Annotated in this window: 15 protein-coding genes; 6 read left to right on the top strand and 9 right to left on the bottom strand. The window is 63.5% G+C overall.

Annotated features, from left to right (window positions below; all coding sequences use genetic code 11):
- Positions 1-18 precede the first annotated feature (18 nt).
- Positions 19-1,023 carry a hypothetical protein gene (locus NN2_RS22845; RefSeq protein WP_063015906.1) on the bottom strand — a complete coding sequence of 335 codons (1,005 nt, stop codon included), beginning with the start codon at positions 1,021-1,023 and terminating at the stop codon, positions 19-21.
- 408 nt (positions 1,024-1,431) lie between these two features.
- Here NN2_RS22845 and NN2_RS22840 point away from each other — a divergent pair, with 408 nt between their 5' ends.
- Together NN2_RS22840 and NN2_RS22835 are read left to right on the top strand one after the other, a co-directional pair.
- Entirely contained in the window at positions 1,432-2,646 is a 1,215-nt protein-coding gene (locus NN2_RS22840; RefSeq protein WP_082857195.1) for a hypothetical protein, read from the top strand.
- Positions 2,643-3,377, top strand: a complete 735-nt coding sequence (locus NN2_RS22835) for a glycosyltransferase family 25 protein (RefSeq protein WP_063015905.1) — start codon at positions 2,643-2,645, stop codon at positions 3,375-3,377. The genes NN2_RS22840 and NN2_RS22835 overlap by 4 nt, the downstream gene beginning before the upstream one ends.
- A 12-nt stretch (positions 3,378-3,389) precedes the next feature.
- Here NN2_RS22835 and NN2_RS22830 read toward each other — a convergent pair whose 3' ends face one another.
- From NN2_RS22830 to NN2_RS22795, 7 genes are all read right to left on the bottom strand, one after another.
- On the bottom strand, positions 3,390-4,052 hold the full coding sequence (locus tag NN2_RS22830; RefSeq protein ID WP_063015904.1) for an acyltransferase: 663 nt from the start codon (positions 4,050-4,052) through the stop codon (positions 3,390-3,392).
- Positions 4,049-4,813, bottom strand: coding sequence for an alpha/beta hydrolase (locus NN2_RS22825; RefSeq protein ID WP_281209395.1), 765 nt, complete (start codon positions 4,811-4,813; stop codon positions 4,049-4,051). Before NN2_RS22825 ends, NN2_RS22830 begins: the two co-directional genes overlap by 4 nt.
- A 41-nt stretch (positions 4,814-4,854) precedes the next feature.
- A complete protein-coding gene (locus NN2_RS22820) occupies positions 4,855-5,607 on the bottom strand; it encodes a HalD/BesD family halogenase (protein ID WP_063015902.1) in 753 nt (250 codons plus the stop codon).
- Between the two features lie 103 nt (positions 5,608-5,710).
- Positions 5,711-6,031 (bottom strand): hypothetical protein, encoded by a 321-nt coding sequence (locus NN2_RS22815; protein ID WP_063015901.1) that lies wholly within the window; start codon positions 6,029-6,031, stop codon positions 5,711-5,713.
- A gap of 245 nt (positions 6,032-6,276) precedes the next feature.
- Positions 6,277-7,023: a helix-turn-helix domain-containing protein gene (locus NN2_RS22810; RefSeq protein ID WP_156511411.1), complete on the bottom strand. Its 747-nt coding sequence runs from the start codon at positions 7,021-7,023 to the stop codon at positions 6,277-6,279.
- A gap of 1,441 nt (positions 7,024-8,464) precedes the next feature.
- Complete coding sequence (locus NN2_RS22800; RefSeq protein WP_082857194.1) at positions 8,465-10,069, bottom strand: FAD-dependent monooxygenase; 1,605 nt, start codon at positions 10,067-10,069, stop codon at positions 8,465-8,467.
- A gap of 453 nt (positions 10,070-10,522) precedes the next feature.
- Entirely contained in the window at positions 10,523-13,090 is a 2,568-nt protein-coding gene (locus NN2_RS22795; protein ID WP_169812436.1) for a helix-turn-helix transcriptional regulator, read from the bottom strand.
- Between the two features lie 442 nt (positions 13,091-13,532).
- On the opposite strand from NN2_RS22795, the gene NN2_RS22790 reads away from it, so the two are divergent.
- Genes NN2_RS22790 through NN2_RS22780 form a run of 3 tightly spaced genes read left to right on the top strand, consistent with a single transcriptional unit; the run spans position 13,533 to position 16,383 of the window.
- Positions 13,533-14,831, top strand: coding sequence for a cytochrome P450 family protein (locus NN2_RS22790; RefSeq protein ID WP_063015896.1), 1,299 nt, complete (start codon positions 13,533-13,535; stop codon positions 14,829-14,831).
- Positions 14,816-15,673 (top strand): class I SAM-dependent methyltransferase, encoded by an 858-nt coding sequence (locus tag NN2_RS22785; RefSeq protein ID WP_063015895.1) that lies wholly within the window; start codon positions 14,816-14,818, stop codon positions 15,671-15,673. The genes NN2_RS22790 and NN2_RS22785 overlap by 16 nt, the downstream gene beginning before the upstream one ends.
- A gap of 53 nt (positions 15,674-15,726) precedes the next feature.
- Complete coding sequence (locus NN2_RS22780; protein ID WP_063015894.1) at positions 15,727-16,383, top strand: HAD family hydrolase; 657 nt, start codon at positions 15,727-15,729, stop codon at positions 16,381-16,383.
- Here NN2_RS22780 and NN2_RS22775 read toward each other — a convergent pair.
- Positions 16,380-17,651 carry an NsdA family TPR-like regulatory protein gene (locus NN2_RS22775; RefSeq protein ID WP_063015893.1) on the bottom strand — a complete coding sequence of 424 codons (1,272 nt, stop codon included), beginning with the start codon at positions 17,649-17,651 and terminating at the stop codon, positions 16,380-16,382. The genes NN2_RS22780 and NN2_RS22775 overlap by 4 nt on opposite strands.
- Positions 17,652-17,946: 295 nt before the next feature.
- Between NN2_RS22775 and NN2_RS37835 the strand changes: the two genes are divergently transcribed.
- The gene (locus NN2_RS37835; RefSeq protein WP_169812435.1) at positions 17,947-18,117 is read left to right on the top strand and encodes a hypothetical protein; all 171 of its coding nucleotides are present in this window, start codon (positions 17,947-17,949) and stop codon (positions 18,115-18,117) included.
- Positions 18,118-18,428 lie beyond the last annotated feature (311 nt).

Here is an 18,428-nt window from a genome sequence, read left to right as displayed (position 1 = left end):
CTCCTTGAATGGGGGCGGTCAGACGGGTGAGAGGCGCGCGAACAATGTGGCGACGTCGTCGGCAACGCGCTCCGGCGACACCTTGTAGGTGTGGGCGAGCGACTGCGTGATCTGATCCAGGTCGAGACCCTGGTAGGCAAGTCGTACCGCTTGCACGGCAGTGGCGTTGACCAGCTTCTGGCAATGGTCGCGTTGCCAGTCATGCAGGAGCTGCTTTCCCGGGTGATAGCGGTAGTGGCGCAGGATCCACTGCGGCGACCCGGTCGGCGCCTCGTCGATGGCCCGGTAGATCGCGCGGGCCTTGTCGATGTGGTCAGCGACCGACGGGCGTTCCAGCAGTCGCCGCGCATAGTCGCGCACAGCAGGGTCGTCGATGCCGATATGCCAGCCACGCAGTTGCTGGAAGTAGGTCGACACCATCACATCCGCGAGTCCGAAGTCCCCGACAAGGAACGGGCCGCTCGAACGACGCAACAACCCGGACACGACGTCGCACAGCCACCGTGCCTGTTCAACCGCGCCGGGCGCAGCGGTGCCCGGAGTGACACGGAGCGAACGTGCGTAGGACGCGCCCTCGCGCAGGAAAGGCAGGTCGTGACTCGCCCAGGCGCAGATAGAGCGAACCATGGCCCGGTGGCGTCGCGTGGCGCCCATGAGCCTGACGCCGGATTGTGGTGCGATCTCGTCGAGGTATTCGGCGATCGAGACTACGTCTGCGGCAACGGCTTTGGTCTCGGTGTCGGTCAGGATCGGGACACGAGGTAGCAGCGACATCGCGGAGTCATCCAGAATGCCTTCGATGTCTGCTCCGGCGAGATCGTCGGCATCGCACGCACAGCCGATACCGGCCTCACGTTCGCCGGTGCCGTCGCCGGCGACAAGCACCCCGTCCGAGCGTTCCTGGATCGGCCAATCCAGCTCAATGATCCTTTCCGTCACCGCAAGGCCCTTCTCGGCCACCGCGACACGAGCGCGCATCGACCACCCCGAAAAGTGGAGATCACCCACGTACAAGGCCAGCATTCGACCATCCCTCGTTGCTGTTTCACCGCCGGCCCTGGCCGGCCGAGCCGAGGCCGACCAGGGGATTGTCATCTCAGTCGCACTGGCGGCTGATCATCGTCTTCGTCTCCACCTTCGGGGCCTCGTACTCCCCGCCCTCGGCCGTGGTGCTGGCTTGCTCCGACATATCTCTTCCCTTCGGTCGGTCTCCTGGAATGGCGGCTGAAATGCACGAATCCTGTTGATTCCGAACAGATTTTCGATCAGCCACGATTCGAGTGTCTGTCTACTGAGCCTTGGGTGCTATCCCTGCTGCCTCCCGAGTTTCTGGACACCCTCGGCTGGAGTGGACATTTTCTGGACACAGGCAGTACGACCGACCGGAAAACCCACTGTCGCATTCGCTTTCGCTGGACATAAGGTGGACAGATGCTGGCGCCGCCCTCTATCGACCAGGTGAAGGACAGCTTGAGACGGGTGCGCCGCGGACTCGGCTTGGCGCGGCCTACAGCACTGCTCACCGTCATCGACGAACCCGTGCAAGCACATCTGTGCCGCGAGTCCCACATCGAGCCGGGCTCGGCCGAACAGGTCGAACGTCTCGCCGCCGTCCTTCGTCAGGCAATCGGGCAGCTCGTCGATGTCGAGCGCATCCATGCCGAAGTGGATTTCAATGTTCGTCCCGAACACAGCTACCCAACGCTCACCGAGCGCCAAGAATCCCTTGCCCAGCACCTCAAATGCGCGGTCAAGACCGTGCGCCGCCGTTCCGACCACGCGCTCGACACACTGGCCTATCTCCTGGTGACGCTCCCGTCGGCACCCGACGACGCGCAGGCGATAAACCGCAGCCAGAATCACCCCGGCCAGACCGACAAACAGGACTCTGCCGATGCGGTGCGCCGGTTCTGGGGCCTGCGTCCCAGTGGTGGCGTCGACATCGTCTGCTCCGAAATCCCCCTGGATGAACGTCCCGAGTACGCGTCGCCCCAGGATCGGAACTACCTGCGGTACGCCAAGTTCGCTGACCTGGACACATTGATCTTCGTCCGCACACAACTCGCCCAACTCGCTCCCGCAACGGTTGTGCGCGACTTCGCACCCTCGGAATACTTCGACACCCAGGTCGAGGTTCTCGTGGTGATCGGCGGCCCACCGTGGAACGCCAAGTACCGGGAGTTCCTCCCGCAGTTACCCTTCCACTTCGAGGCGCATCCGCTCGGCGAGGACGATCCGCTCGTCGTACCGGAATTGGACAATCTCTCTATGGCTCCACGGTGGACACCGCGTGGCGAACTGATCGAAGATCTCGCCGTCCTTACCCGGCTCACCGTGCAGGGAACCACCGCATTCCTGCTGGGAGGTTGCCTCACCCTCGGGGTACTCGGCGCAGCCCGCGCTCTACTCGATCCACGACGAGGACCTACCAATGTCGAATACCTCGCCGACCACGTCGGTCAGGATGACTTCGTCGTCGTCACCGAAGCACGCCGCGTCGGCGGCATCACCGACGTCGCCGACCTGACTGTCATGGAGCCCCTGCTGCTCATGTCCCGCCCTCACGGTGCGAACTGGGGAGTCGTGATCGACAACACCAAGCGTTTCACCTGCCATCACCGCTTCTCCCAAGGGAATTCGGTGTGACGGACCTGGACGACCTCGCAACCTACGTCGTGAATCTGCCACGCCGGAAGGACCGCCGAGCGTGGATCGAAGCGCGCCTACCGGCCACAATGCCGGTCACCTACACCTCGGACCTCGACGTGGTCATCGACGGCCGGCAACTCGCCATCAGCAACCTTCAGGCCCTCGGAATCAAGCTGTTCGAATGGCAGATCGAAACCGACAACCCGTGGTGGAATCGACCTCTCAAATACGGTGAAATAGGCTGCGCCCTCGCTCATCTTGCATGCTGGAACCACGCCGAGGAAAACACCACGGCACCGTACATCCTGATCCTCGAAGACGACGCAACACTCACACCCGAATTCACACCACGCCTTCTCCGGACCCTGAACCTGATCACCGAACTCGATGTCGAGTTCGACCTGCTGTACCTCGGGCGCGACCAGCTCCGGCCGGACACACCAACTCTGGCTCCCGGGATCGTCCAGCCCGGATACAGCCACTGCAGCTACGCCTATCTGCTCACCCGCAGGGGCCTGCGCGCCGCGCTGTCCGCCGAACTCACCGACGCGATCGTGCCGGTCGACGAGTTCCTACCCGCCCTCTACACCCCGCACCCACGACCTGACCTGCGGGCACGATTCACACCGCGGATCACCGCACTCGCCTTCGATCCGCCGCTGGTCACACAGCGCCCGAAGGACGACGGCGGGAGCGACACCGAGGATTCCGACTTCATCCAGTGCTGACTCGCAGCTCGATCACCGAATGGGTCGCGACATTGTCCAGTGTTCGATCAGAGACCGCAGCCGCTTGCCGGGCCACTCGCCGACCGGCGTGTGGACATTGACACCGGTGACGACGTGCTCACTCGGCACGTTCTTGGTCACGACCGCGCCGGCCGCAACGTAGCTGCGAGACCCGATCCGAACACCACCGACCACCCGCGCACCGAATCCGACCACCGAATCCGGCTCGACCACGGGCGGCTCTTCATCCACCCCCCACCAGCCCAGATGCGGACTCGTGTATTCGTGGACCAACTCCCCCATGACGGTTGCTCGGTCGCCGATCACCGTCGCATCGCACACGAACCCAGCGACACACGCGTCGGCGCCGATCGTGACGCGATCACAGATATAGGCGCCGTGGACAATACGAGTCCGGTCGCCGATGACACACCCGTACCCGATCCGTGCCCGGTCTTCCACCACGCAATCGGTGCCCAGGACGGTGCCCTCCTGGACGATGACCTGATTGAACAGCAAACTGCGATCTCCGAGCACCACAGGAGCACCCGGCGAACGCTGCCCACGGCGGGCTTCGTGGAGCCGCGCTTCCTTCGGGTAGCCCAGAACGCAGTGCTCGCCGATGATCACGCCATCACCGAGCCGCGTCGGCCCATACAGATCCTCGGGTGTCACGAGGCGGGTACGGCCTGCTTGACCAGCCAGTCAACCGTCTCCGAAATCGCCTGATCTTCGCGTTCGCGCGAATCGAAACCGTGATCCGAGCCAGCGATAGTGTGCAGCGTCGTGTTCGGCCGGGCCGTTGCGGCCCTTGCGGACACCTGATAGGAGACCGCGGTGTCACGGTCTCCGTGCACGATCAACGAAGGCACCGTGCTGTCGAGGAATTGCGCCAAGGGGTCGTAGTGGGCGAACTCGCAGAACAACACACGGCCGAGCTCGAATGCCCCGTCGACGACCAAAACCCCGGTGTCATGCAACAGCCTGCGCTGCGCCGCACCGAAATTCTCTTTGCCCCACGCCAACTCCGGCTCCAAGAACGTATGCCGCAGGTCAAGAACCGGATTCCACAGCACGAGCCGATCGAGCTCTTCACCCAGCCACGGCAGCGACAACACCGTAGACACGGCGCCGAAACTGGCCGCCACGACCGAAAACCGACCCGGGAACCGATCCCGGAGAAATCGCACTACGGCCTCCAGATCCAGGCACTCCCCGGCAATGGTCACTCCGCGTTGCGTCCCACCGCTGTCTCCATGACCTCGGAACGAAAACCGCACGACATCGAACCCTGCAGCGGTCAACCGCTCGGCCAGGCGGACGAACATGTCGCCGCCCTCGTCCATATCCACGGTGATCCCGTGTACCAGTAGCACTGTCCCCTGGGATGAGCCGTTTGCCCTGTGGACTGCCGCGGCGAGTGGGACACCGTCCACTGATTCCAACGTGGTTCTCTCCACCGGTACGCTTCCTCCGCTCAATCCCCAGGCCCGGACCACAGTGCGTCCATCGTCTCGTGCGACACCGGCCGACACAATTCATCCTCCGTCGCGAACGCCATGTTCACAATCGTCCTGCGGCCCCGCCGAATCGGGTGCACTCCATGCAATGTCGTACTCGCCCGCATGAGATAGACCTGACCCGTACCTGCCTCTAGCTGGTGCACCGTGCGATCACGAAGTACCTGCTCGATTGCTGGCCGCCGCTTATCCCACACCGTGTCCGGGACGCACTCGACGAATCCGCCATCGACGGTGTTCGGGCATTCGGCTACCCAAACCAGCGCGAAACTGTAATCGTCCCAGTGCCAGCCATGCGTATCACCAGGCCGATCCAGCTGGGTGACTACGAACTGTTCCGGCTCGTAGGGGCATGCATACACTGGCTGACCTGCCACCGCAGCCACAGCCTCGGCGACCTCGGGTGACTCATAAGCCTGCTGGATGGCAATTCCGTTCTCAGCGATCTGTGCTCGCGTCACGTTCCTCATCCGGCGCGGCGTGAAATCTGTCTCGGCGAACGCCAGATCCCGGCGCACACTCAACCGCTCCGCCAACTCGATCGCCTCAGATGCAACCGCATACCGAACTGACGCAGGAAACAGCCACGACACCAACGCGGCACCGTGCCGCTCGAAGTCTTTCTGCGCGGCGGCAATCCGCTGCGCATACCTGGCTTCATGATCCAGTTCGAATCCATCGGCCGTAGCGGAACACGCTGCTGCTGTCACTTCCCACCGACCCGCCGCTGTAACCACGCACCCGTCGCACGCCCTGACTCGAGGCGGTGCCGGCGCAGGGCCGCCGACTGCGAAACCTCCAGACCGACAGCTCTCACGGATCCAGCACCCCGGCAACACACACCACCGCAGAGACCGCATCAGGATCGACGTCCCGAGTGAGGGCGTGCGAGCCCAGGATCGGTTCGGGATCGCCCCCATGCCGGGCCAAGACGGCCGTCAGGAACACCAGATCCACCCCCGCACCCATGCACGGCCACGACAGTCCACCACCATCACCGTGCCGACTGAACGCACCGGAATATTGTCCCGCATGAAGATCCGTATGCAGCAATGTCGTAGTCACTTTCACCGGGCCGTAGATGTTTCCGTACTCGACGGTCCGCCTGATCGTGACGAAACCCTTCGATTCCACCTCGCCAGCTTGCGACGGACCGCCTTGACCTGTTGGGCATCAATTCGTAGTCGTCGGGGTATCCGAGGACCTCGGATGCGTTAGCTTCGCAGCATCAGTGCTTGTCATCACGGTCCTCGCGCATCCCTTCTACCCCACCGAGCTCGCCGCCGGTCGGAAGCGCGCGGTAGTGCCTCTGATCGAGAACGATGCAGATTGTCGCGGTAGCCGTGGAGGGGAGGCACCTCCAGTCGTTTCACGGAGTCTCACTTGCACGGGATTAGGGACACCTGCAAGTGGTTTGCTGGTGCCCGCCATGGGGTCGAGGCGGTGAGGGTCATCGTTCTGATTTGAGAGGGTTGGTTCGGATCGGCGATGGCCACGCGGAGCGGGAACAGCGCGCCTTCGATGCGCGCGGCCCACATTCGCGCAAACTCTGGTGCTTTGGACAGCTCGGCAATCAGGTTGGCTCGTGCTGGCTCGGGCACGATGCCGCGTGAAAGGTAGTGCAGGGCGTAGCTGCATACTGTCGCCACCAGGTGCCATGTGTCGCCCCCGAACACCGTCCGCGCTATCGGATCGCAGAAGAGCCACCGGAGCAGGTTGCCTGCTTCATCGAGTCGCGGAAGCATCTGTGTCGCAGCCTCGTTGAGCATGTGGACGTCGAATAGTCCGGGTGCCAGCAACATTGCAGGGTACTGGAGGGCAGCCAAAACTTCCCGCATATGGGTGGGAGGCGGGCCCGAGTCGGGCACAGTCTGTACAGGGTCCTCGTTGCGTAGGATCAGCTCACGGAGATGGTCGTACACCTCGGTGGGCAGCCCGAGTGGCGCGGCGAGGGCCCCCAGCGTTCGCACGTACACCGGTCGCTGCCCGCGCAGCATTTTGCCGATGTGGTCTTTGGACATTGACGTGTGTTCCGCCAGTTCCGATTGTGTGATCTGGCGTCCCAATGTCGCGAAGCCGTGATAGACCCTGTGTTCCTCGAGTTCCGCGGCGACGACGCGATCCAACGCGGCCTCGCCGAGCCGGCCGCTCGCAACGTCGAGCCGGTCGTCCTGCGTTACCGGGCGACGGGGTGCGGAGGGCTCGAGTCCTGGGTTCTCCGGTGACAATTGCAGGCCGCTGCTGGTGAGATATGGCGTTATGCCCTCCCGGGTCGGTGGCTGGCCTCTGCCTCGCCATGGCCCATCCTCCGCCCACGGTGCCCGGTTCCGATCTCCCGTTCCAACCCGACGCACGTCACGGCCTGCCCGGAGCGGTTCGCTGCAAGCCTTCCTGCCCCCGCCTGGACCGATCGCCTCTGCCATTGCTCTGGACATGTGCCAGGCTCTCCTCTTGTTGCTGAATCGGCTCCAACGGCGGTGAATGACGGTGGCGAGCTGGAGCACACCCCGGGGTTCCGCTCCGTGACAACGGTGGGAGTCCTTCTTCGTACCTGTCTGATCTCGTTGTGAATCTCGTTGGCCCGCAGTAGTTCCAGGGCACCCACGGTGCGAGCCTCATAGCAACGCCTTGCGGGCCGGCCGGACCTTGCCGGCCGCCACCAGTACGTGGTAGGCGGCTGCTTTGCAGAAGCAGTCGTCGCAACTGCAGGATCGGTGCAGGCGGACTGCGGACCCCGCCTCTGCCGTCGTAAGTCTGTGATTCGGGGCGGCATGGCTCAGAATGTGCGGCAAACTGGATTGGTATGCAGTCGCTTTCGGCTCGATAGGTGCTCGGGACAGTGTTTCGGTTTTCGTGGTCGATGCCCAAGCGAGGCCGAGGAACACCGGGCTGATCGTCGCGAGAATCGCGGCGACCGCCGACACCACCTGCCACCCTGACATCGCGATCACCACAGTTCCACTGACCACGTGCAGGCTCTGTGCCGTGGAGCTGAGGAGCTGGACGCCGTCCCGGTGGCATCGGCTGTGCCGAAGACGGGGGCGAAACCGGTGGTGCAGGGCCACACTTGCGCAGGGGACAAGGTGACGACTGCACACTCGCGGCGCACCGCCTCCAAGCCGTCGCGCTCCCGAAGATCACCGGCTTGGAGGTGGAGACGGCATGGAACGATCACCGCGTCGGCGCCCCGGCTGCGTACCCGGCCCAGCAGGCACTCGACGGGATCGGTGCTGTCGGTGTCGCCTCCCGGTTGGAGACGCAGCATGTCGGCTACCCGCCACTGGTACTGGTCCGCGGTCGCTTGGATGGCGTGAAGGTCGGCCGAGGTAACCGCGCTCGCGATCGCCTGGTTCCTGCATGCATGCAGATCCGGCCGAATCAGCCCGATCACGACTGGGTGCGACCGTCGGGCTCTGAGGGCCCGCAGCGGCTGCGGGTGCGGCGGGGCGCACGACCGGATCAGGTCGGCCGTTTGCGCATCGGAGTAACCGTGTTCGATTGGCGTGGCAGGTGCGTCGATGTTGCGCGAGCCTCCGGGCGCGGGGGTGCAAGGCTCGACATGTGTGATCATGTCAGCATCGCCTCTTTGAGGGCGGTGGCGAGCAGGTCCTGGCGAGCGGGGAATCGCAGCGCGATATGGCCGTCCGGTCGGATCAGGCACAGTGTGTCGTCGGCGGGGTGGCCGTATCGGTCGTGTACTCGGGCATCGTGCGCGACCAGGGCGCCGGCGGCAGCGTCAGGCCGTAGTTCGGGTGCGGTGATCACTGTGGTTCGCAGCAGATGGCGATAGGGCGAGGTGGCCTCGGCGACATCGGTGGCGACTGTCGAGTCCCGGCGTCGATGCAGCACCAGGAGGGTGTAGTCGGGATGAGAAAGCAGCTCGTGCACGCCGGTCGCCGGCGTCACGAGAATGTCCGGGGCGCGGTCGCCAGCGGTGAGACCGTCGAGTCGCGGCAGCCCCGGCGGCGGGGTGATCACGTCGCGGTAGTGGTGGGTCAACCCTGCGATTCGTTGAGCAGCTCGGTGGTGGAAGCCGGGCTGCTGCCGGATTACTTCGAGGCGTTCGGCGATCGAATTGCCGTGCGCCATCATGATTTGATGCAACATGCTGCTGGCCTCGCCCACCTGCTCGGCGATCGGAAGCCGCTCGGCTTCGTAGGTGTCGAGCAGCGTTTCCGGTGCGCGCCCGCTGGCGACTGCCGCTAGTTTCCAGCCGAGGTTCTGTGCATCTTGAATGCAGTTGTTCATTCCCAGTCCGGCGGCGGGTGAGCCGATGTGTACCGCGTCGCCGGCGAGGATGAGACGCCCGCGCCGGTACTCCCGTGCTTGGCGTCGCCAGATGGGATATTCGGTGTTCCATGTCGGGATGCCGAGATGTGCGCCGGGGAGCCAGTCGTCGACGACGGGCTGAAACCCGTGTTGTGCGGCAACAGGATCGGGTGCCGGGTTGGCCACGGGAGTGGCGCGCATGTCGCTGATCAACGCGCGGTAGCCGGTGGGGAGCTTCGTGGTGAGCAGCATGTGGTCCGCGTCGACGAAGTAGTGGATCTCGTCGTCGCTGACCGGGTAGCGATCGATCTGCACGTCCATCATCCGGAACTGCAAGCCGACGTACTCATCGCCTTCGAACTCGATTCCCATGAGGGATCGGACGGTGCTGCGCAGCCCGTCGCATCCGACCAGCCAATCCGGATGCATCTCCCTGCGGCAACGACCACTGCCAGTACGGTCGAAGACGGCGGTAATGCGGCCATCCCCGCTGGTGGTGACAGATTCCAGCTTGGTGTTCCACTCGATTGTGCCGCCGAGCGCTTGGAATTCTTCTCGCAGCGCGGCTTCGGTGTCCTGCTGCTCGATGATGAGGATCATCGGATACGGGGTTTCCAGCGCCGTGAAGTCCAGGTGCTCGACATCGGGCACGCCGCGAAAGTGGAAAGCCATCCCTCGGTGTCGGATGCCGCGCTCGAGGAAGCGCTCGACGCATCGTGCCCGCGCGAAACCCTCCAACGTCCTCGCATGAAGGGTGAACGCTCGGGAGGTATCGGAGGAACGGGGCCGCTTCTCGAAGACCTTGCACTCGACCCCCCGAGACAATAATTCGATCCCGACTGTCAGACCGGTGGGACCGGCGCCCACAATGGCGATCGGATCACGCGAAACAGGTTTGGACATGGGGAACCCTTCGTGCTGTGCCGAAAATCCGGCAGCATGGCGAATAGGCAGGACCGGACACCGCGCGGTGGCGATCCGAACATCTGGATACAGCAGTGCTCGCACGGCTCTCTCCGCCGGAGAAAGCGTTGGAACGGGACAACACGACTGTCACATATTCGCGCTGCATCCGAATCGGTACATACCCATATGCCGACCTGAACAGTACTTACCCACGACCCTCTCGGTGGAGATAAAACTGGCCCTCAACCTGGTAGTTGTTCTGCCGGTTGCCCGGTTCCTTCTATGTGAATATAAATGGAGAAGCCCATGCATTCTGTCGGCGGCGAGCCGTGCGAATGGTTCGCGTGGGTACATACTTGTGGATAGACATGCAAGTCATCCGCATAACCAGGACAAAGGCGCAGCTGCATACGGCACTGCGCCCTGTGCAACGCGAGCGAGGCTCTGCTGTTACCGGAGTCTGCGTTGCTGTGGCCGGAGATGATCCGGCACGAATTCGGCGATGCGATGGCGGCTCCGGATGCCGAGTTTGTCGAGAACTGAAGATATTTGTCGGTCGACGGTCCTGACAGACGTTTGGCGGTGCCTGGCTATCTTGGCATTCGAATTCCCCGCTGCTGCCAGAACGGCGACCTCTTGCTCGGTGGTGCTGAGCTTCTCCCAGGGCGTCGCCACGTATTTGAGCGGGCTGTTGGGTGCTGTTCGTCCGCCGTGGCGGGCGACCTCGCTAGGCGACGGGTCGACGGTGAGGACAGGTTCTCCGAGCGCAAGCCGGTGTACGTCATTGGTGTGGGGGTCGAGTTCGGCGCCGCGGGCCATCTCGGCAGCGAACTTCTCGTCGCCGAGTACTGCGTGCGCTGATGTCTCGGCCTGAAGAGACATCTTGGCGAAGCATCCCATGCTTGTGATGTCGACGCCGAGGTGGCGGCGCAGGGTTTCGGTGCCGCCCAGAATTTGCGCGATCTCGTTGGCTAGCTTCCAATCTCGATCGGGATCGTCGCCGACGATCATGCGTTCCAGCGCCCAGGTCCGCAGGACAGCGCTCCACATCGCGCCCCACTGGTCGCCGAACGCCAGCTGATAGGACAGTGTGTCGCGCAGCACCGCAGCTGCTTCGTGCGGGTCGCCGTGTTTGGTCAACGTGACGGCCCAGGCCAGCTTCACCCACGACGTTGCCCCGGTCGCTCCCGATGCTTCTGCGTGGTCGACAGCGCAGCGGGCGATCTGGTGAGCCTCCGCGGCCGATCCGAGCAGCGCGGCGGCCAGAGCGCCGAACATCCCTGCGAACACCTCTGCGGGGTCGCCGACGTCGTGGAACTTCACACGCGCCCGCCGTATAACGAGGATGGCTCGTTCGTCTTCGTCGGAGAGGAAGAGCCTGGTGCCCTCCGCGAGTTCGATGATGGGCGGCAGGCCGCGATCCAGTTCGGGGTGGTTCAACCAGTCGGTACTGTCCGAGAGATGGTGTGGGATCACCTCATTGATCAGGCTTGTAGCTTCCGGCCCCTGGCCTGACCGTATGGCCAGCCATGCCAGCGCGGCTTTCAGTTCGATCTGTAGGTCGATGGGTTGCGGTGTCAGTGCACGACTGGCGTCCAGACACCTTTCGGACAGGCTGCGGATGTCGCGGATCGACCCTCGCACGAAGGGGACGCGCAGGGTGATCAGGCCCCGGCACATCTCCAGACCGGCTGCGGCTTCGCCCTCGACGGTGATACTGGCCTCGATCGCCGCCACGATATTGCCCCACGCCGACCGTGCCCACTGCACAAGTTCACGTTCGTGCGCGCTGAACCAATTGTGTGCGGCCTGTGCCACTCGGTCTCGGTAGTAGGCGAGGTGTCGTCGAGCCAACCGCGTGGGTTCGCAGGGGCCGTTGTCGCGCAGCCGGTCCCATGCGTACACCCGCAACGTCTCGGGCATCGAGTACCGCTGGCCGCTCGCGGTGATATGGATCGTGACCAGCGATTTGTCGGCGAGGCTTTCCAGCAACCCAGCGATCTCCCGTGTGGACAGCTTCACCTGTTCCTCGTCACCGCTGTCCTCGTTCGGGTGCTCGTCGTCGCTGCACACCGCGATGACCGCGTCGAGGCCGGCACCCGCATCCGCGGCATCATCGGTGTCGTCGAGGTTGATGTCACCTGCTGGCGCGAACGCTGACAGCCGTGTGAACAGCAGTTTTTCCTTCTCGCTGCACAGCTGGTAGCTCCAGGCGATGACGTTGGTGATTCCGAGGTGCCGGGCATCGGCGCCTGCACGCGCTCCGGTCGTCCACTCCAGCCGCTTGTCGTCCGCGCGGCCGGTGAGCTCATTGCAGAGATCGGTCAAAGCCTGATACCGCAGCCGTCCGACCGCCAGTTGGATGTACAACGGGTGGTATTGGATGTGTTTGCAGATCTCGGCCGCAGTCGCGGTGTCTTTCGCGCTCCACTCCACAGCCCGGCCGATCAGTTCGGTGCGTTGGCGAAACATCATCAGAGCATCGGAGGCCGACAACTGCCGAACCACGTGCAGATACTCGTCGCGCCAGGCCACCGGGCTGCGACTGGTGGCCATGATGACCAGGTTCGGCAGCCGGTCGAGTAGCCGCTCGATCATAGTGCGGAGAGCATCGAGGACGTGCTCAGCGTTGTCGAGCACGAGCAGCACACGGTCACTGCGCGCCGCCCCGTCGACTCCGCGCAGGGATGCTTCCAGCGCGTCGAAGGTCGGGCGATTGGAGAAATCGGCCGAGATCACCGCAGAGGCGGTGGCCCGTTCCACCTGGACGTACTCCGCGTCCACAGGGAGTCGTGCGAGCGGTACCCAGTGCACCCGAAGCCCCTGAGCCTTGACTCGACGAACCGTCTCGTCGGCGAGCCGCGTCTTCCCGATTCCCCCGGGCCCCGCCAAGGTGATCAGCCGATGCGGCCCCGATGTCAGCAAAGTGCTGACGAACTCGAGTTCATCTTCGCGGCCGACGAAGCCATGCGTCGGCGCCGGTACCGTACCGAGTGCTTTCCCCCCTGGTTTGATCATGTCGGCAACTATATCGCGAAAAAGGGGCGCACGGTCTCCCCGGCAGGCTCCGCACGCCGTGGGTAGGTAGGTTTTTGAGTATATACCCATCACGTCGCAAGGTCTAATGGGTATAGCGAAAAGTCGCCCCGCATTCGACGTTTCATTCCGCTTCCCGTGGATTGGTGCGGACGGCTCGAAAATCCCTGACACGCTGCGACTTCAGCGTCTCCTATCCGTTGGTCCGTCCCTTCGCGGCGCGCATCTATGGCGCATCCACAGCATTGATTTCCGCCGTGGGTAGGTGGGTTTTTGGGTATGTACAACCGGTTCCGGTGACGCCGTCGAATCTGGCACTCTTTTGACTGAATTCCAGGTAATTCCAATTTTGCGCAGGCGACGCTACTGATGCCAGGCCCCCAGTCGTGCATTTTGGGGCTCCGATAAATGGAGTGACGTTACATTGACATGCCCTATTGTCCATGGCTCGCCCGTCGAAACCGACGACGACCGCCGCGTCCCGATCCACGACGAACAGTTTCGACGAGATCCGCACGCGGTCTACCGAGCACTGCGGCAGCAGTACGGCACGCTGGCGCCAGTCGAGCTGGCGCCCGGCGTCCCGGCGACCCTCGTTCTCGGCTACCACACAGCCGTGCGGATCCTCCACGATCCCGAGCACTTTCCGGCCGACCCCAGATACTGGCAGCAGACCATTCCCGAGGACTGTTCGCTGCGGCCGATGATGGAGTGGCATCCGGCCGCGCGATACACCACCGGGCCCGAGCACACTCGTTATCGCCAACCATCCGTCGCAGCCATCGAACGTCTCGATCTGCATGCCATGCACGCACGAATCGAGCGCCTCGCCGGCCCACTGATCGCGGCTTTCCGGCCGGTAGGCAGTGCCGACTTGGTCTCTCAATACGCCTACCCCCTGGTTTTCTCCGTGCTGACCGAACTCATTGCGGGCGCCGACGAGAGCCACTCGGGGAATATCGACCATCAGGTCGCCGCGGGCACGGCAGCGCGGTTCGACAGCGACGCGACTGCGCGGGCCGGCGTGAACGCGCTCACCGAAGCACTGGCCGAGCTTGTCGCACTCAAGCATGACCAACTCGGCGACGACATCACCTCGTGGCTCATACAACATCCGGCCCGGCTCGACGACCACGAGGTGATCGCCCAGCTGATGAGCTTCTACGGCGCCGGCCTGGAAGCGGTGCCGGATCTCATCTGCAACGCCCTGCGGCTGATGTGCACCGACGACCGATTCGGTGGCAGCTTGCTCGGTGGCAGCCTGCACACCCGCGACGCTCTCGACGAGGTCCTGTTCAAGGACCCGCCGATGGCCAACTTCTCCATCACCTACCCACGGCAGCCGATCTTCGTGGACTCCACATGGCTGCCCGCACACCAGCCGGTCGTCATCAGCATCGCCGCCTGCAACAACGACCCCGCAATCAGCACCAACGACGCCGACCTGTCGGGTAATCGCTCGCACCTGGCTTTCGGCACCGGCCCACACGCCTGCCCCGCCAGAAATACGGCATACCTGATCGCGCAGGACGCAATCGACTACCTGCTCGATCTCATACCAGATATCCAGCTGGCGGTACCGAACGAGGAGCTGCAGTACCGGCCGGGCCCGTTCCATCGATCCCTCGCCGCGCTACCAGTCGTGTTTCCACCCGACAACCGCTCCGCTCCACCGCCCCCGCAGCGAGCTGAATTCCCGACTTTCCCATGGACGAGAGGCTGATCATGCAGACCGGACGACCCAGCAAAACCGCCGCAGCCATGGCGCACATCAGAGCCAAGTACTCGAAGCTGCACCCAGAGATCCTCGCCGACCCGCTCGCCGAGCGAATACTCTGCGCCCCTGTCCTCGACGAAACCGTGCTCGACCGCGGACTTGCCACCGACGTAGCCGAGCGCCGGGGCCTGTATGTGCTCGCACGCTCCCGATTCGCCGACGACGGCATCACCGCCGCCATCGCCAAGGGAGCCGATCAGGTAGTGATCCTCGGCGCCGGCCTCGACACCACTGCCTACCGCGGAACCCACGACGCACGATTCTTCGAGGTCGACCACCCCGATACCCAGCACTGGAAACGACAACTACTCGCCGAAGCCGCAATCACCATCCCGGACAGTCTCACCTTCGTACCGATCGACTTCGAACAGGCCACGCTGGCAAGCGAATTGGCCAAAGCAGGCTTGGACCGGACCCGCCCCGCTGTTTACATCGCGCTCGGCGTGACGCCGTACCTGTCCAGACCAGCGCTCGACGACATGCTCCGCTACATCACCGCCCACGACGGCGGCGAAGCGGTTCTCGACTACTTCTACCCACCCGACGAGGCCACGGCCGACCAGCTCCAGACGCGTGCGGAAAGCGCTGCGCGACTGGGGGAGCCGTGGCTGTCATGTTTTGTAGCCGACGAATTCCACGACATTCTCCGGTCTTACGGCTGCCACATCGAAGACCACTCCGCATCAGACCTCGTCGCAACCTATGGTGCACGCAGAAAGGGTCGCGCAACCGCTGCGGGACCACACGTGGTCCATCTTCGGAAACGGACGGATCTACTGCAGAACTAGCAGCATGGCAGTGTCAACTTGTTGCCTGCTCTGCTGCGGGTACGGTGGTTCGCATGATTTCGGCTGTCGTGTTCGACGTTGGTGAAACGCTTGTCGATGAGACCCGTGAATACGGCACGTGGGCGGATTGGCTCGGGGTGCCTCGCCATACTTTCGCGGCGGTCTTCGGGGCGACGATCGCGAGTGGCCAGGACTATCTTCAGACCTTCCAGGTTTTCAAGCCAGGTTTCGACCTTACCGCCGAGCGTCAGGCGCGTGCGGACGCTGGACAGCCGGAGCACTACGGGGAGGACGACCTCTACCCAGATGTCCGGCCCGCGCTCTCGAAGCTACGGGACTTGGGTGTCTGGGTAGGGATCGTCGGCAACCAGACGGTCCGGTCGGGGCAGATTCTGCGAAACCTCGACCTTCCGACGGACTTCATCGCCACGTCCGATGACTGGGGTGTCCACAAGCCGGCGCCGGAGTTCTTCGACAAGGTTGTTCAAGCCGCGCCCTGTGTGGCTGACCAGATCGTTTACGTCGGTGACAGGATCGACAACGATGTGGCGCCAGCCAAGCGCGCCGGGATGCGGACCGCCTATATACAGCGCGGCCCTTGGGGGTGGATCCTTCGCGATAGTGAAGAGGTCGCGAATCTTTCCGATTGGCGAATCCGCGACCTCAACGAGCTGTCTGAAATTGTTGCGGCAGAGAACGTCTCACTTTAGCCGAGCGACGAGTTGACCGTAGTATGCCACTCGTAGAGGCGATCATCCAACGCTCGGACGGCAGGCAGTGAATCCCATTCACGTAGCGACTGCCGCACGGACTTGACTCGGTCCATCGCGGTCGCGTACCAGTTCTTGCCCAGAAGATCCAGGGCCTCCTTGAGGTACTCACATGCCGCCTCAGGCGTGCGCTCGAGAACGGCTGCGGCTGCGATGTCCGCGAGGTAGATGGTCCGCTGCTTTATCGACTCTTCAGGAAGCTCGTTAAGTGCCTGTTCGAGCGCTTGCCGCGCCTCGTGTCCACGTCCCGCGATCAACAACGTATTGCCCCGGAAACCTGCGAGGCGCGCGGAGGAGAACCAGTCGAGCCAAGCAGGGGATGGGTTCGAATCAGGCGCATAGTCGCTCAGAGTCTGCTCCGCGTGGTGGATGAGATTCAGCGCGCGGCGCGGATCGGCGAAGCGAGCTTCGACTTCAGCTTCGACAGCATCGAGCCAGGCGAGCATCTCGGCGCTCGCATCGCCTCGACGTGCAAAAGCGCGGGCCGCCCGCACCTTATCTCGCGCTTCATCGGCTCTGGTTGCGTCGCCGGAAAAGGCCGGAGCGAACGCCATATGCGCCAAGGCGGCTGCTCCGAGCAGTGAATCATCCCCTTGATGGGCGGCTTGGAGAGCCAGAACGAAGCTTCGTTGAGCTAGGTCTGGTTGCTGAAGATCGAAGAACTCCAGTCGGCCGGCGAGCAGTGCCGACTCTGCCACCGCCCGCGCCAGGAATTCCTTCGCCGTCCCGTGTATCTGGCCCAGAAGGTCGGTACCAAGTACGGCATGTTCGGCAACCGAGCGGTGCAGCCGAGCCGCCGGAACCGACCAATAGAGGTGTCTGTGAGCGACGGTGACCGACATGAAGTCGTTCGACACAGAGGGCGGGAGAGCCGCGTCAGGGCCCCCGAGGTGACGGCTGGCCCAGGTTGACGGTCTTTTGGTGCCCCATGCGTCTGGTCGCTCACTCTCGGACGAGCCGGTCCATGGTGGTGTAAAGCCCAGTTCAGAGATTTGCCGCTTGAACAGAGCTTCTAATGCGGTTGCGTGCTCCGGATGAGGCCAGGGAGGCTCGGCGGACTCCCATCGGCGCACAGTCCGTGCGTTGATCGAGACGCGTAAGCCTATGGTTCGCGCTGTCTCGTTCAACGCCTCTGCGAGCGCCGCTTGGGAACGGAACCCGAGCGCCTGGCGGGCTGCGCGAAGTGCGGCGTTTCCGGGTGCTGTCATGCGTCCAATTTAGCCCTTAAGAAGGGCGTGAACCACGCCATCGGGAGAAAATGACCTATCAGTGTCCTCTTGTATGGCCTTTTTTGAGACGAGGTTCAAGGTGAACCTCAGTGTGGCTCGTTTCCCGAAGACGCGCCCCACCGTGCGGTTCGAATACGCCTGCCCTGGCGCGGAGTACTCGACCGCGAGGTGTGAAGGCAATCGAGGTTCGGTTCCGAGTGGAAGGAATGCCGAACTTGTCGTAGTCCCGGCAGCGCGCTGGCGCGATCACGAGAGAGTGCGGAAAGGAGACGCGGTGTACGGGGTGATGAATCACGATCCTGTGCCAGTGATGACAGTGGGCTTTGCGCACGTCATTATGCAGGTCCACAGCGACTGTGCGGTGTCTATTTGTCCGGTGAAGCAGCAGGCGAAGCAACGGCTGATCGAGTCCAAACATGTTGTGCCGGACAGCAGCCGGGCGTGACAAGTTATGGCCGACAATCCGCTCGATCTCGAACTGCCGATGGTGCGTGGACTGGCATCGTCGACGCTGCATGCCCGGAAGGGCCGCCCGCGACCGAGTGTCTCCGAGAATGCCGCGACCCGTGAAGGCGATTGGGGAGGCTGGCTTGATCATTCACCGCAGGCCGCCAAAGAACAGCGTGTTCCTGGTCCGGCGATGCGTCTCCACTCGATGTGGTATGCGGATGCCGGGGCGAACGACGGACCGCCGGTTCCAAGTGTTGTGGACCGCGATGGCGGCGATCACCACACCCGCACACCCGCACCCCCCGC

The sequence above is a fragment of the Nocardia nova NBRC 15556 genome (assembly GCF_001613005.1).
GTDB classification, from domain to species: Bacteria; Actinomycetota; Actinomycetes; order Mycobacteriales; family Mycobacteriaceae; genus Nocardia; species Nocardia nova.
Note: the sequence above shows the minus strand (reverse complement) of the source record. Positions and strands in the feature narration are given on the sequence as shown.